Origin of the sequence: Streptomyces sp. NPDC086554, from assembly GCF_040686095.1 — a bacterium.
GTDB lineage: Bacteria > Actinomycetota > Actinomycetes > Streptomycetales > Streptomycetaceae > Streptomyces.
Window position 1 is genome coordinate 203,868 of record NZ_JBFBJK010000005.1, and the last position, 14,111, is coordinate 217,978.

The 14,111-nt window shown below is 69.9% G+C and carries 15 protein-coding genes; 8 read left to right on the plus strand and 7 right to left on the minus strand.

The genetic code is table 11. From position 1 onward, the window contains the following. Positions 1–5: 5 nt before the first annotated feature. Positions 6–377 carry a helix-turn-helix domain-containing protein gene (locus tag AB0O76_RS10410; protein WP_365487493.1) on the minus strand — a complete coding sequence of 124 codons (372 nt, stop codon included), beginning with the start codon at positions 375–377 and terminating at the stop codon, positions 6–8. A gap of 99 nt (positions 378–476) precedes the next feature. Here AB0O76_RS10410 and AB0O76_RS10415 point away from each other — a divergent pair, with 99 nt between their 5' ends. Both AB0O76_RS10415 and rarD read left to right on the plus strand, forming a co-directional pair. Next, on the plus strand, positions 477–1,337 hold the full coding sequence (locus tag AB0O76_RS10415; RefSeq protein WP_365487496.1) for an SDR family oxidoreductase: 861 nt from the start codon (positions 477–479) through the stop codon (positions 1,335–1,337). Between the two features lie 232 nt (positions 1,338–1,569). Then, positions 1,570–2,517, plus strand: a complete 948-nt coding sequence (rarD, locus tag AB0O76_RS10420) for an EamA family transporter RarD (RefSeq protein ID WP_365488067.1) — start codon at positions 1,570–1,572, stop codon at positions 2,515–2,517. Here the strand turns inward: rarD and AB0O76_RS10425 are convergent. Beyond that, positions 2,421–4,001, minus strand: a complete 1,581-nt coding sequence (locus AB0O76_RS10425; protein ID WP_365487499.1) for an MFS transporter — start codon at positions 3,999–4,001, stop codon at positions 2,421–2,423. The genes rarD and AB0O76_RS10425 overlap by 97 nt on opposite strands. Before the next feature lie 88 nt (positions 4,002–4,089). Between AB0O76_RS10425 and AB0O76_RS10430 the strand changes: the two genes are divergently transcribed. Further along, on the plus strand, positions 4,090–4,578 hold the full coding sequence (locus AB0O76_RS10430) for a helix-turn-helix domain-containing protein (protein ID WP_365487502.1): 489 nt from the start codon (positions 4,090–4,092) through the stop codon (positions 4,576–4,578). A gap of 48 nt (positions 4,579–4,626) precedes the next feature. Here AB0O76_RS10430 and AB0O76_RS10435 read toward each other — a convergent pair whose 3' ends face one another. Next, a complete protein-coding gene (locus AB0O76_RS10435; RefSeq protein WP_365487504.1) occupies positions 4,627–5,196 on the minus strand; it encodes a TetR family transcriptional regulator in 570 nt (189 codons plus the stop codon). Positions 5,197–5,335: 139 nt separating this feature from the next. Between AB0O76_RS10435 and AB0O76_RS10440 the strand changes: the two genes are divergently transcribed. The 5 genes from AB0O76_RS10440 (at position 5,336) to AB0O76_RS10460 (ending at position 9,492) form a co-directional block, all read left to right on the plus strand. Beyond that, positions 5,336–5,905 carry a dihydrofolate reductase family protein gene (locus AB0O76_RS10440; protein WP_365487507.1) on the plus strand — a complete coding sequence of 190 codons (570 nt, stop codon included), beginning with the start codon at positions 5,336–5,338 and terminating at the stop codon, positions 5,903–5,905. Positions 5,906–5,962: 57 nt separating this feature from the next. Continuing rightward, positions 5,963–6,235 carry a GrpB family protein gene (locus AB0O76_RS10445; protein WP_365487510.1) on the plus strand — a complete coding sequence of 91 codons (273 nt, stop codon included), beginning with the start codon at positions 5,963–5,965 and terminating at the stop codon, positions 6,233–6,235. Then, positions 6,232–7,779, plus strand: a complete 1,548-nt coding sequence (locus AB0O76_RS10450; protein WP_365487513.1) for a hypothetical protein — start codon at positions 6,232–6,234, stop codon at positions 7,777–7,779. Before AB0O76_RS10445 ends, AB0O76_RS10450 begins: the two co-directional genes overlap by 4 nt. Positions 7,780–7,853: 74 nt before the next feature. Then, positions 7,854–8,795 (plus strand): M28 family metallopeptidase, encoded by a 942-nt coding sequence (locus AB0O76_RS10455; protein WP_365487516.1) that lies wholly within the window; start codon positions 7,854–7,856, stop codon positions 8,793–8,795. Between the two features lie 100 nt (positions 8,796–8,895). Continuing rightward, positions 8,896–9,492, plus strand: a complete 597-nt coding sequence (locus tag AB0O76_RS10460; protein WP_365487519.1) for an NAD(P)H-dependent oxidoreductase — start codon at positions 8,896–8,898, stop codon at positions 9,490–9,492. A gap of 24 nt (positions 9,493–9,516) precedes the next feature. On the opposite strand, the gene AB0O76_RS10465 is transcribed toward AB0O76_RS10460, so the two are convergent. The 4 genes from AB0O76_RS10465 to AB0O76_RS10480 form a co-directional block, all read right to left on the minus strand. After that, complete coding sequence (locus AB0O76_RS10465) at positions 9,517–10,449, minus strand: ABC transporter permease (RefSeq protein ID WP_365487522.1); 933 nt, start codon at positions 10,447–10,449, stop codon at positions 9,517–9,519. Beyond that, complete coding sequence (locus tag AB0O76_RS10470; protein WP_365487525.1) at positions 10,436–11,362, minus strand: ABC transporter ATP-binding protein; 927 nt, start codon at positions 11,360–11,362, stop codon at positions 10,436–10,438. Before AB0O76_RS10470 ends, AB0O76_RS10465 begins: the two co-directional genes overlap by 14 nt. A 123-nt stretch (positions 11,363–11,485) precedes the next feature. Beyond that, positions 11,486–12,745 carry a DUF2092 domain-containing protein gene (locus tag AB0O76_RS10475; protein WP_365487528.1) on the minus strand — a complete coding sequence of 420 codons (1,260 nt, stop codon included), beginning with the start codon at positions 12,743–12,745 and terminating at the stop codon, positions 11,486–11,488. Between the two features lie 302 nt (positions 12,746–13,047). After that, on the minus strand, positions 13,048–14,031 hold the full coding sequence (locus tag AB0O76_RS10480; RefSeq protein WP_365487531.1) for a CHRD domain-containing protein: 984 nt from the start codon (positions 14,029–14,031) through the stop codon (positions 13,048–13,050). Positions 14,032–14,111 lie beyond the last annotated feature (80 nt).

A 14,111-nucleotide genomic window follows, 5' to 3' on the forward strand; every position in this document is an offset into this window, starting at 1 on the left:
ATCCTTCAGGGCCGGGCTTCGTCGTACTCCTGACGCGCCTTCTGTACGTCGCCCAGGCGCCGCTCGGTCCACTCGGCGAGCGCCCTGACCTGCGCACCGACCTCACGCCCCAGATCGGTGAGCGAGTAGTCGACGCGCGGCGGGATGACCGGCTTGGCGTCGCGGTGGACAAGGCCGTCCCGCTCCAGGGTCTGCAGGGTCTGCGCCAGCATCTTCTCGCTGACCCGGCCAAGAGCCCTGCGCAGCTCGCTGAAGCGGTACGAGCGCTCGTCCAGGGTGAGCAGGACGAGTACACCCCAGCGGCTCGTGACGTGTTCAAGGACGAGGCGCTGCGGGCACATCGGCTCGTCCCCGAGGTTCCAGTCGCTTACTCCCATGCCAGTACCTTACTTCAAAGTGGGTACTTTCCAGAAGTTAGCGTTCGACCTAGGCTCGGTCCCGAACCGCCCCAAAGGGAACTCAGGGAGATTTCAGACATGAGCATCGTCGTCACCGGAGCCACCGGACACCTCGGCCGTCTCGTCATCGACGGGCTGCTCGCCGCGCGGGTCCCCGCCGGGCAGATAGCGGCCGTCGTCCGCGACAAGGAGAAGGCCGCCCCGCTGGCCGCGCGCGGTGTCGAGCTGCGCGTCGCCGACTACAACACGCCCGATTCGCTCACCGGCGTCTTCGCCGCCGGCGACAAGGTGCTGCTGATCTCCGGCAACGAGATGGGGCAGCGGGTGCCGCAGCACCGCGCTGTGATCGACACCGCACGCGCCGCGGGCGTCGCTCTCCTCGCGTACACCGGCGTACTCGGCGGCCCCGACGCCGACTTCGACCTCGCGGCCGAGCACAAGGCGACCGAGCAGCTGATCCTCGAATCCGGGCTGTCGTACACGTTCCTGCGCAACGGCTGGTACCACGAGAACTACACGGAGAACCTCGCCCCCGTCCTGGAGCACGGCGCCGTGGTCGCCTCCGCGGGCGAGGGCCGGGTCGCCTCCGCCTCGCGCGCCGACTACGCCGCGGCCGCCGTCGCCGTGCTGACCGGCGATGGCCATCAGGGCAAGGCGTACGAGCTGAGCGGCGATGTCGCGTGGAGCCTCGCCGAGTACGCCGCCGAGATCGCCCGGCAGAGCGGCAAGGACATCTCGTACGCACAGGTCTCCGCCGAGCAGAACCTCGCGAACCTGACCGGCGCCGGGCTGCCCGAGCAGTTCGCCGCGATCCTCGTCGACGTGGACGCGGCGATCGAGCGGGGGCTGCTCGCCGGTACGAGCGGGGATCTGACCCGGCTCATCGGGCGGCCCACCACGCCCCTCGCCGACGCGGTCGCCGCGGCGCTCAAGGGCTGACGCCGGGCGGCGCGGAGGGAAGCCGAGGGAAGCGGAGGGAAAGCGGAGGGGCCCCGGAACGTCATGACCGTCTTTGAGATACGGGCATGACAGGTGGGCCCCTGTGCCGCTACCTTCGTGAGGGCAGCGTGGGGCTGCCGCGCACCAAGGAGGGGCCGTGGACAGCGGAGCAGCGGGGCAGCCGAAGAGCGAGGCGCGCATAGGACTGCTGAACGGCTTCGCGGCCTACGGGATGTGGGGCCTTGTGCCCCTCTTCTGGCCGCTGCTCAAGCCGTCCGGGGCCGGCGAGATCCTCGCGCACCGGATGGCCTGGTCGCTGGTCGTGGTCGGCATCGCGCTGCTGTTCGTACGGCGCTGGGCCTGGGCCGGCGAACTGATCCGGCAGCCGCGCAAGTTGGGCCTGGTGACGATCGCCGCGGCGGTCATCACCATCAACTGGGGCGTCTACATCTGGGCCGTGAACTCCGGCCATGTCGTCGAGGCGTCCCTCGGCTACTTCATCAACCCCCTGGTCACCATCGCCATGGGCGTCCTGCTGCTCGGCGAGCGCCTGCGGCCCGTGCAGTGGGCGGCCGTCGGTGTCGGCCTCGCGGCGGTCCTCGTGCTCGCCATCGGCGCCGGACAGCCGCCGTGGATCTCGCTCTGTCTGGCCTTCTCCTTCGCCACGTACGGCCTGGTGAAGAAGAAGGTGGGCCTCGGCGGCCTGGAGTCGCTCGCCGCCGAGACCGCGATCCAGTTCCTGCCCGCGGTCGGCTTCCTGCTGTGGCTCGCCTCGCAGGGTGATGCCACGTTCGGCGCGGAGGGCGTCGGGCACGCGGCGCTGCTCGCGGCGACCGGTGTGGTCACCGCCGCTCCCCTGGTCTGCTTCGGCGCGGCGGCGATCCGGGTGCCGCTGTCGACGCTGGGGCTGCTGCAGTACCTCGCGCCCGTCTTCCAGTTCCTGCTCGGCATTCTGTACTTCCATGAGGCGATGCCGGCCGAGCGGTGGGCCGGGTTCGGGCTTGTCTGGCTGGCGTTGACCTTGCTGACCTGGGATGCGTTGCGCTCCGCTCGGGCCAATGCGGTACGGCTTGCCGCGGTACGTCAGGCTGCTGCTGGGGCGTCTTCCGGTTCCCCCGCGGGGCGGGAGACGGAGCCGATGACTCCCGCCGCCGGGCGGGAGACGGAGTCCGCGGTCTGACGCTGCCGCCTGCCGTTCTTGTCTGCGGGCGCGTCGTGGCTGGTCGCGCAGTTCCCCGCGCCCCTTCGGGGCGGCGGCTGACCGCCGCTGCCTCCCGCGATCCGTCCGCTCCTGCGCCTCCGCAAGCCCTGTGCCGAGACGATCGCGCCCAGGAGCGCCATCGTCACCGGGACGGCGAGGGCCGTGCGGAACGCGGAGAGGTCCGAGGCCGCGTCCGCGCCGGACAGGGCGAGGCCGTGGACTGCCGTTACGCCCGAGATGCCGATCGCCGCGCCGAACTGGAGGCCGGTCTGGAGCAGTCCGCCTGCCAGGCCCTGTTCCTTCTCGGCCACCCCTTCCGTTGCCGCGATCATCAGCGGGCCCAGGGCCAGTGCGAAGGCCGTGCCCGCCAGGAGCAGGGTCGGGAACATTGCCGCGTACGTCCAGTCCATGCCGATGGGGAGGAAGAGGCCGTACGCCACGGTCGCCAGGAGGAAGCCGCCGAGGATCACCTTGGCGTGGCCGTACCTCGCGACCAGGCGCGGGGTGAGTGTCGGCGCCAGGATCACGTCGCAGCCCATCACCACCAGGGCTATGGCCGTCTGCCAGGACGACCAGCCGCGCAGCTCCTGGAGGTACAGCGTCAGGACGAACTGGAAGCCCATGAACGCCCCGACGAAGAGCAGCGCCCCGAGCCCGGCCCGCACCACCGATCCGGTGCGCAGGATCCCGAGGCGCACCAGCGGCTCGGCCGTACGCCGCTCGATCCGTACGAACGCGGCGCCCAGCAGCAACCCCGCGGCCACCGCACCGGCCGTCAACGGCCAGCCCGCAAGACCGTGTTCGAGCCGTACGACGCCGAAGGCGAGCAGCAGCATCGCCCCGGCCGCCGTCGCGGCACCCGGTAGGTCGAAGCCGCGCAGGCCGGGCCTGCGGCGCGCGGGCACCGCCTCTCTCGGGATGAGCCGGACCGCCGCCGCGAGGATCGCGGCCGCAAGCAGCACCGGCGCGAAGAACACCCACCGCCAGCCGAGTTCGGTCAGGAACCCGCCGACGACCAGGCCGAGTGAGAAGCCGCCTGCGGAGGTGCCGGCGAAGACCAGCAGGGCCTTGTTGCGCTCGGGGCCCTCGGCGTACGAGGTCGTGATGATCGACATCGCGGCGGGCGTCATGAACGCCGCCGCGAGGCCCGTCACGAAGCGGGCCACGATCAGCGTCAGGCCCTCGGTGGCGAGGCCGCCGAGACCGGAGAAGACGACGAACACCCCGAGCCAGGTGAGGAACATCCGCCGTCTGCCGAGCAGGTCGGCCGCCCGGCCGCCGAGCAGCGTGAAGCCCGCGTACCCGAGAACGTAGGCACTGATGACCCAGGCCGCTGCGCCGGTGGAGAGGCCGAGGTCGGATCTGATCGTGGGGATGGCGATCGCGAGCATCGCGATGTCGATGCCTTCGAGGAAGATCGTCCCGCAGAGGACCAGCAGCAGTGCCCAAGCCCGTGCGCCCATGGTGTCTCCCGGTGAGAGTCAGTGGTTACTCGGCCGAGGGTCGGTTCCCTCTTGTAACCACTGGAAGCCTGCGGCACCATCGGCAGGTATGGAAGAAGGCACTTTGAAGTCACCGAGTCACCGCGAAGGCACCGTGGGCGGGGGCGGAGGTGCGGGCGTGGACTACGGGGACGCCGATCCCTTCCAGTGGGACACCCGCGAGGACTGCCAGGTGCGGCAGATCCTCGACCGCGTCGCCGACAAGTGGTCGCTGCTCACCATCGCCCTCCTGGAGCACCGCAAGCTCCGCTTCACCGAGCTGCGCCGCGAGATCGACGGCATCAGCCAGCGCATGCTGACGGTCACGCTGCGCCAGCTGGAGCGCGACGGCCTGGTCAAGCGCACGGTGCATCCCGTGGTGCCGCCACGCGTCGAGTACGAACTCACCCCGCTGGGCGGCACGTTGCACCACACCATCCAGTCCCTGGTGACCTGGACGGAGCAGCACCAGAACGAGATCGCGGCCGCGCGGGAGGCCTACGACGTGCGGGCCACGTCCGAGGAGGCGGACAGGCACCCGGGCTCAACAGCGCCCTGATCAGCAGCCGGGTGGCGAGTGGGTCGTCATGACGGACCCGGAGGGCCCCTACAGCAGCAGCCGCGACACCATCTCGTCGACCAGACGCTCCGGCTGATGCGGCGCCAGGAGCTCCGGGATGGTCAGGTCGTCCACCATCAGCCCGAACATGGCCAGATAGAGCAGCACCATGCCCGTGGTGTCGCCCGGCAGCCCGCTGTCGAGGTGGAAGTTGATGTTGCCCTCCAGCTCGTCACGGAAGAAGCGCGTCAGCTCGGCGTGGAGCTCGGGGTTCCTGGTGGCCATCAGGCGCAGCTCCAGCATGGCCAGATGACTGCTGCGGTCGGCCCGCATCCGCTCGATGATCTGGTGCATGAAGGTCTTCACCAGCTCGTGCGTCGGCTCGGCCTTGAGCGTCTCGGCGACGTCCGACGGATCGGGCGTCAGCCGCTCGCGGGTGCGCCCCATGATCTGCCCCAGCATGTCGGCGCGGTTGGTGAAGTAGTTGGACGCCGTGCCCGTGGGGACGCCCGCCTCCGTGTCGAGGGCGCGGAGGGTCAGCCCGCGTGAGCCCTCGCGGGCGAGCACTTCGATGGCGGCGTCCAGCAGAGCGGTGCGGCGGGCGGGATTCTGACGCATGGGGGTTCTCTCCTAATCGTTTAGCGTTGCCGGTTGACACCACTGCAAGTGAAGTACTAAGTTCTGACCACTTCAAGCACAGTACATCAGGCGCAGCACCCAGCCGTAGAACTCGCCGTCCTACCCAGGAGAACCCCACTTGCGAAAGCTCACGTACTACGTCGCCGTCACCCTCGACGGTTTCATCGCGGGCCCCGACGGATCGTTCGACTTCTTCCCCTTCGAGGGCGAGGTCCGCGAGACGATCATGGCCGAGTGCCCCGAGACCCTGCCCGTGGTCGCCCGCGGACCGCTGGGCCTCACCGACACCCCCAACCAGCGCTTCGACACGATCCTCATGGGGCGCAGCACCTACGAAGCCGGCCTGCCCATAGGCATGACCAGCCCCTATCCCCAGCTCAGGCAGTACGTCATCTCGAGCACGCTGACCGAGACGCCCTCGGACGTGACGCTCGTCGCCGACGACCCGGTCGGGCTCGTGCGCGAGCTGAAGAAGGAGGACGGCCTGGACATCTGGCTGTGCGGCGGCGGCAAGCTCGCCGGGGCGCTCATCGACGAGATCGACGAGCTGATCATCAAGCGCAACCCGTTCGTCATCGGCTCCGGCATCCCCCTCTTCGAGAGCCCCTTCGCGGTGACCGGTTTCACCGTGTCGGCGAACCGGTCCTTCGATTCCGGCGTCCATATGACTACCTTCAACCGGAAGTGACCGGACATGACCGAGAAGCGGGCCAAGTCCGGTAAGACCTGACAGGAGGTCAGGCGAATGGACGGCCGGCAGCTCGTCGTGACGGAGTACGACCCCCGATGGGCAGGGCAGTTCGATGAGCTGCGGCGGCGGATCGCCCCGCGGCTCGGCGGACTCGCCCGGCTCCGCGACCATCTGCGCCGCAACCCCGACGACGTACGCCGCTACAGCGAGCTCAAGACGGCGCTCGCCCGGCGGTTCCACGCGCACGACGAGGCCCGGCTGCGCTACGCGGAGGCCAAGAGCACCCTCGTGGAGCAGCTGATCGCGGCGGCGTCGAGACCGGCATGACGATGACCGGCGCCACGCGTCCCCCAGGTCCGCTCGACGCGGGCACGCCGCTGCGCGCCCGGGTCATCCCCCGCGAACAGCGCCCCCTCGTCGCCGCCTGCGCCGGCTTCGCCGCGCTCTCGCTGATCCTCGTCCCGCTCACGCTGACGCTCGGCTGGGACGAGATCGTCTACGCGAGCCGGTTCGGCCCGTACGCGCCCGCCACCCCGTTCAGCGCTCCCCGCACCCGCGGCGTCCCGCTGCTCATCGCCCCCGTCGCCGCCTGGAGCGACTCGGTCCTGCTGCTCAGGGTCTGGCTGACGGTGCTCGCCACCGGGGCGCTCTATCTGGGGTTCCGGCCCTGGCTGCGGGTGCTCGCCCATCGGCCTGCCGCCGTCGGCGTGGCCGCGGGGCTTTACGGCACCCTGTGGTTCGCGCTGTTCTACGCGGGCGCCGCGATGCCGAACCACTACACCGCCATGGGCGTCGTCGCGGCGGTCGGGCTCTTCCTGCGGGCCTCGCCGACTCCCCTGACGTACGCGGGAATCGGCGCGGGCCTCGCCGTCGCCACCCTCATGCGGCCCAACGACGGTGCCGCCGTCGCCGCCCCGCTGCTCCTCGTCGCGCTCCTCGGTGTCCTCGCGCCGCGCTCATGGGCCCGTGCGCTCGCCGTGCTCGGCGGGGTCGTCGCCGGTGCGCTGCCGTGGGTGATCGAGGCGTACCTACGCTTCGGCGGCGTACGGGAACGGCTCGCCGACGCCAGTGACGTACAGGGCGGGCTGCGGCCGCTCGCCGCGATCACCGCCCAGTTCACCGCGGTGGACGGGCCCTTGCTCTGCCGACCGTGCGGCGCCGACCAGATCAGGGTCGTGGCCACGGAGTGGTGGATCCTGCTGCCGGTGCTTGTGGCGGTCGGGCTCTGGGCCGCCGGGCGCTCCGCTGGTGGTGCCGTGCGGGGCCGTCGGTCATCTGCGGCGCCGTCGTGGCTGGTCGCGCAGTTCCCCGCGCCCCTTCGGGCGCTCTCGCTCGCCGTGGCCGTCGCGGTGTGCGCCGCTCTGCCCTACCTCCTCCTCGTCCCCTACGGAGCCCCCCGCTTCCTGCTGCCGAGCCACGCCCTCCTCGCGCTCCCCGCGGCCGTCGGCCTGCTCGCCGTCGCCGACCGGGCGAGGGCCTCGCGTGCCCTCGCGGCCGCCCTCACCGTCGTACTCGTCGGGCATCTCGCCGTCCAACTCCCGCTCGCCCACGGCAACGGCCGTATCCAGGCGGGCGCCCGCGGCGACTGGGCCCGCGTCAGCGACGTCCTGCGCGAGCAGGGGGTCCGCGCCCCGTGCGTGCTCCAGGGCAACGCCTCGGTGATCCCCCTCGCGTACGTGGCCGGATGCGTGGCCGCCCCTCGGAGCGGCCCGGAGCGCCCCACCGCCCTGGTCCTGCGCGGGGGGCAGCCTCCGCACTGGGCCCGCGACTGGCGGCGCCATCCCGTGCCGGACACCTACGCCACCGGCTGGACGGTCCTCGTGCCACCGCGGACCGGCATCCGGAACACCCCGACCGATATGCGCTCTTGACGCACGGTCAACCTCACCCTCACCATCGGGCTCGCCAATCCCGTTCAGATTTCATGGAATTCGGAGCCCCCCACATGAAGTTCTCCGTTCCAGGACGCGCCGCGGCAGCCGCCGCCATAGCCGTCACCGGACTCCTCACCACCAGCGCGATGTCCTCCGCGGCCCCCTCCCCCACGGCGGCCGCGCCCGACATCTCCGTCGCCAACGTCCAGGGCCATCTCTCCCAGCTGCAGTCCATAGCGGAGGCCAACGGCGGCAACCGCGCCCACGGCAGCGCGGGCTACAAGGCCTCCATCGACTACGTGAAGGGCAAGCTCGACGAGGCCGGATTCACCACCACCGTCCAGGAGTTCACCTCCAACGGCGAGACCGGCTACAACCTCATCGCCGACTGGCCGGGCGGCGACGCCGACCAGGTCGTGATGGCGGGATCGCACCTCGACAGCGTCGGCTCGGGTCCCGGCATCAACGACAACGGCTCCGGTTCGGCGGCCGTCCTGGAGACCGCGCTCACGGTGGCCAAGGAGCAGTACAAGCCCACCAAGCACCTGCGGTTCGCCTGGTGGGGAGCCGAGGAGCTGGGCCTCGTCGGCTCCTCGCACTACGTCGACAAGCTGCCCGCCGACGAGCGTACGAAGGTCAAGGACTACCTGAACTTCGACATGATCGGCTCGCCGAACCCCGGCTACTTCGTCTACGACGACGACCCCACCATCGAGAAGACCTTCAAGGACTTCTACGGCGGCCTGAACATCGCCACCGAGCCGGACGAGGAGGGCGACGGCCGCTCGGATCACGCCCCCTTCAAGGACGCGGGCATCCCCGTCGGCGGGCTCTTCAGCGGCGCCGACTACGAGAAGACGGCCGAGCAGGCGCAGAACTGGGGCGGGACGGCGGGTGAGCCGTTCGACAAGTGCTACCACTCGTCGTGCGACACGGCTTCGAACATCGATGAGAAGGCGCTGGATCACAACAGCGATGCGGTGGCGCATGCCGTTTGGGGGCTCTCCGGGTAAGGGATCCGCCTTCGGGCGCGAGTACCCCGTAGACGCAATTACCTGCGTGTGCATATAGTGCACACGCAGGTAATTCGCAGCGCCTACTCAGGGGGACCCCATGACCCGCAACTTCCTCTTCGTACTCGGCAGCGGCCGGCCCGGTGGCAACTCCGAGACGCTGGCCCGCAAGGCCGCCGAGCAGCTTCCGTCCGGCGTCGGGCAGCGCTGGCTGAACCTCGCCGAGCATCCGCTGCCCGACTTCGAGGATCTGCGGCACGACAGTGACCGCCCGCGCGCCCGCCCCCGCCCGGTCGGCGACAACGAGGCGCTGCTCCTGGACGCCACCCTCGATGCCACGGACATCGTCATCGTGTCGCCGCTCTACTGGTACTCCCTCTCCGCCACCACCAAGCGCTACCTCGACTACTGGGACGCCTGGCTGGAGGTCCCGGAGCTCGACTTCAAGGCCACCCTCAAGGACCGCACCCTGTGGGGCGTGACCGCCCTCGCGCACTCCGAGGAGGAAGTGGCGGACCCGCTGATCGGCACGCTGAACCACACCGCGGCGTTCTTCCCGATGCGCTTCGGCGGTGTGCTGCTCGGCAACGGCTCACGGCCGGGCAACGTACTCGAGGACACCGAGGCTCTCTCCCGCGCCAAGACCTTCTTCGCCCAGGAGACGCCGCTCGCCCGCTTCCCGTACGACAAGGACTGATTCTCAGGCAGTGATGTCCTTTTCTCAGGCAGTGATGTCCTTCGCGCCGAACCGCGCCCACGCCGCCGAGCCGAACACCGCCGCGTAGACGCCTTGCAGGCCCAGGTTCTTGACCAGCTCGTCCCAGTAGACCGGCTCGCGAAGGAGGTCCGCGAAGGAGAGCCAGTAGTGCGAGAAGAAGTACGGCTGGATGGCGTGCAGTTGGGGGATCTGGTCGAGGATCTGGATGGTGATCAGCAGGCCGACGGTGGTCGCCATCGCGGCGATCCCGCTGCTGGTCAGCGTCGACACGAAGAGTCCCAGCGCCGCCACACCGATCAGGGACGCGGCGACCGCGAGCGCGATGAGCAGGGCGCGCAGCATCCCCTCGCCGAAGCTGATCCGCGTACCGGAGATCGTGGTGACCTCGCCGACCGGGAAGAGCAGGGCCCCGACGGCCAGCGCCGAGACCGCCACAACGAGGGTCGCGACCAGGCAGAACGTCAGTGTCGTCGCGTACTTGACGAGCAGCAGACGGGTGCGTCCCGCGGGCGCCACAAGGAGATAGCGCAGCGTGCCCGCACTCGACTCGCCCGCGATGGAGTCGCCCGCGACGACACCGATCGCCATGGGCAGGAAGAACGGCAGCGTCGCGGCGAGGGCGGTGAAGACCAGGAACAGACCGTTGTTGGTGACCTGCGCGATGAACGCGGGACCGCCGCCCTCACCGCCGCCGCCGATCGTCGAGCCGTCGCTGGTCTCGATCTTGACGGCGACACCGACGAGGATCGGGACGGCGGCGAGCACCCCGAGCAGCGCGAGCGTCCGCCAGCGGCGGAAAGTGATCGCCAGTTCGCTGCGGAAGAGCCCGAGGCTCCAGATGCGCCGGACGTCGCGTACGTCTCTTGCGTCTTCTGCGCCTTCTGCGCCTTCTACGTATTGCGCGTCTTGTACGTCGGCGACCTCAGCCCGCGACATCGAAGCCCTCCCCCGTCAGCGCCACGAACGCGTCCTCCAGCGAGGCCCGTTCGACACCGAAGCCCCGTACTCGTACACCCGCCCCGACCAGGGCGGCGTTCAGCTCGGCGAGCTCCGTGCCCGGTGGTTCGCCCGTCACCCGGTCCTCCGTCACGACGAGATCCGTCACGCCCAGCTCCTTCAGGACGCGCGCCGCGTCGCCCGTGTCCGGGGTCGTCACCACGAGCCGCCCGCGCGCACCGGCGGCGAGTTCGGCCACAGGACCCTGGGTGATGAGCCGCCCCTGGGCCATCACGGCGGCATGCGTACAGACCTGCTCGATCTCGTCCAGGAGATGCGACGAGAGGAAGACGGTCGTGCCCTCCGACGCCAACTCCCGGACCAGTGTGCGGATTTCGCGCATGCCCTGCGGGTCGAGACCGTTGGTCGGTTCGTCGAGCACAAGGAGCCTGCGCGGTTGGAGCAGCGCTGCCGCGAGCCCGAGGCGCTGCTTCATGCCCAGCGAGTACGCCTTCGCCTTCTTGCCCGCGGCTGCCGTGAGGCCCACCCGGTCCAGGGCTGATTCGGCGCGGGCGCGGCGGGTGCGGGGGTCCGCGGTCGGGTCGGCGGAGTCGTAGCGCAGGAGGTTGTCACGGCCGGAGAGGAAGCCGTAGAGGGCGGGGCCCTCGATGAGGGCGCCTACGTGCGGCAGCACGGTGCGGGTTGCCTGCGGCATGGCTTGGCCGAGGACCCTTGCGTGGCCGGAAGTCGGCTCGATCAGGCCCATCAGCATGCGGATGGTTGTTGTCTTGCCAGAGCCGTTTGGCCCTAGGAAGCCGAAGACGCTGCCGGTGGGGACGGTGAGGCTCAGCCTGTCTACGGCCAATTGCTTGCCGTAGCGCTTGGTTAGCGCGGCTGTTTCGATTACGGGCACTTGTCCTCCCCCTCACCGGTGCGGCGGACTCAGGGGGCGTTCCCCTGAGCCCGCCGCTTGTATGTCTTCTGCGAGTGCGTCGTGGCTTGGCGCGCAGTTCCCCGCGCCCCTGTAGGGGCGCTCCTAGCTCGCCGCGTTTGCTGCCTTGACGAGGGCGTCCTTTGTCACCGCGCCCGCGTAGACCTTGCCGTCGTCGGTGATGAGAGCGTTGATCAGGCGTGTCTTGAAGACCGTGCCCTCGCCGAACTTGCCCGTCACCTTGTCGCCGAGCGAGTCGAGGAAGCGCTGTGCGTCCTGCGGCATGTCCCCGGACCCGGACTCGGTCGTCGGGAGGCCCTGGCCGCCCGGCAGTTCCAGCTCGGCGATGGAGTTCCAGCCCTTGCCGATGACGTTCAGACCGTTCAGGTCCTCCTCGCCCTTGAACTCCTCGGCGTCGCCCTTGAAGTCGTGCTTCTCGGCCTTGGCGTCATCGCCCTCGGTGACCTTCGCGCCCTTGGGCGGCGTGAAGTCGAAGGTCGATGCCGAAGGCTTGGCGAAGTCGACCTTCGTGAAGCCCGCGTCGACGACCGCGCTGCCGCCGCCCGCCGGGGTCAGCGTGAACTTCAGCGGCGTACCGGTCTTGGCGTCCACCGCGACGGTGATCTGACCGACCGTCGAGCCGGTCTGCTTGGGCTTGATGACCAGGCGGTAGGCGTCGCGGCCCGCGACCTGCGCGGTGCCGTCGACCTTCACCGACGTCGTGTCGTCGGCGGCCTTCAGGGCTTCTTCGGCCAACTCCTTGGGGGTCGACGGGACGCCCTTGGGAAGGTCCTTCTTCCCGGAGTCCCCGGAGTTCCCGGATTCCCCTGCCTTGCCCGCCGACTTGGAGTGGTACGCCTCGTTCGACTTGCTGTCGTACGCCCATACGTCGTCGCCGTTGTGGATCAGGCTGTACTCGGCCGCGTCGTCCAGGACGGACAGCTTCTGCTTGTCGGGGCCGTCGGCGGCGACGCGCAGCGTGTGCGTGCCGGACGCCAGCTCCATCAGCTTGGACTGCGGGTCGGCGGACGAGCCTTCGCCGTCCTCGCCACCGCCTCCGCCACCGCCCGGGGCGAAGCCTCCGGTCATGCCGCCGCCGAGGGACGGGAGTCCCAGATCGGTGCTGATCTTCACCGTGCCCGAGAGCTGTTCCGTGTCCGACGCGGCGATCTTCTCGATGAGTTCCTGTGCTGTGACGTCGGGCAGCTTGGGGTCGCCCGACGTGGCGAGCGCCGGGACGAGCCCGATGGTCGCCGCCGCCACCCCCGCCACCGCGACCGGGACCGCGTAACGCGCCGCCTTGCGGCGGCCCGCGCGTGGCGCCTCGGCCTCATTGGTGTTCTGCTCCGGTTCGTACGGTGCCATTGTGTGCCCTACCTCCGTGGTCGGCGGCGGCCTTCCCTGTACGTGCCTGCGTCCACCCCGCGCCGCCATTCTCACCCGAATAGGTCAGGAGTGGTTGTTTCTTGCTGGACCTTGCTTGCCTCCATACGACCAAATCGGCCAGCGAGAAGCGTCAGACCCCGGGAGCAACTCCACGTACTGCTGTGGGATGACAGACAGCGGTGGCGCCTCCCCCATCCCGTAGGGGAGACGCCACTTGGGACGCGCTCGGTGCCGGTGCGGATCAGAGCTGGATGAAGTGGCTCAGCGCTGGATGAAGCGGCTCAGCGCTGGATGAACACGTAGTCCGCCCCGTACGACACCTTCGCGATGGCGCCCGCCTTGCAGTCACCGGCCGGCGCGACCCCGCCGACCGTGTTCAGGCGCAGGATCTCCGCCGTGCCGGCGAGCAGCCCGCGCGGCTTGCCGGACTGCGTTGCCGCCAGGTCGAGTTCGGGGATGTTCTTGTCGCCGTTCGGCGTCCTGGAGATCAGCTTGCCGGTGACCGCGCTGCGGTCGGGGGCCACCCACTGCGGGGTGCCCGAGTTGGGCGCGGTGAAGCTGTGCGCGATGTCCCCCTGAAGCCGCGCGCTGACATCGCGCTGGGCGAAGGCGAACCTGCCGGACCCGTCGTCGGCCTTCTTGCACTCGTAGATCTGCTCGCCCCGAACCACCGAGGCCTGGAAGTTGGCCGCCGCCTTGCGGAAGTCGAAGTCGGTGGTCACCTTGTGGAGCTGGCCGCGGACAGCACCACCCGGGAACTCGGCGGTGTGCAGGTTGGCGTAGAAGCTGTTGGGGTTGTTCTTCAGCTGGTCGAGGAGTGCCGCGTCGTCGACCTTGACCGTGCCGGTGACGCGCTTGCCCTTGCTCTGGTCGAGCAGCTTGGTGAAGTCGACCTTGATTCCGCCGTTGGCGCCGCGCTCGCCCTGGTGGATGTGGAGTGCGGTCGGCTTGCCGGTGCCGCGCCACTTGACGGTGACGGACACCTTGTCGCCCTTGACCTTGACGAACTCCAGGGCCCTGCCGTCCTTGTCGCCGACGGCGGGGCCGCCCTGCACGGGCACCTCGTTCGCGCCGTTCATGCTCGCGGCGAAGATCGATCCGCCGTCCTCGCTGCCGCTGTGCGCGGCTGCGGGCTGCACCGTGACCGCCACACCCGTCGCGGCCGCGACGGCGACGCCTGCGGCGAGCAGGGCCCGACGGCGGCGCGCGGACGTACCCGATGTACCCGACGTACCCGACGTACCCGACGTACCAAGAATGCCCATGATCCGAAATCTCCCCGTACCTGAGCCGACGCCCCCTGCGTCAGCTTCTGAGCATGGGTACGGAGTGGATCTGAGCCTGG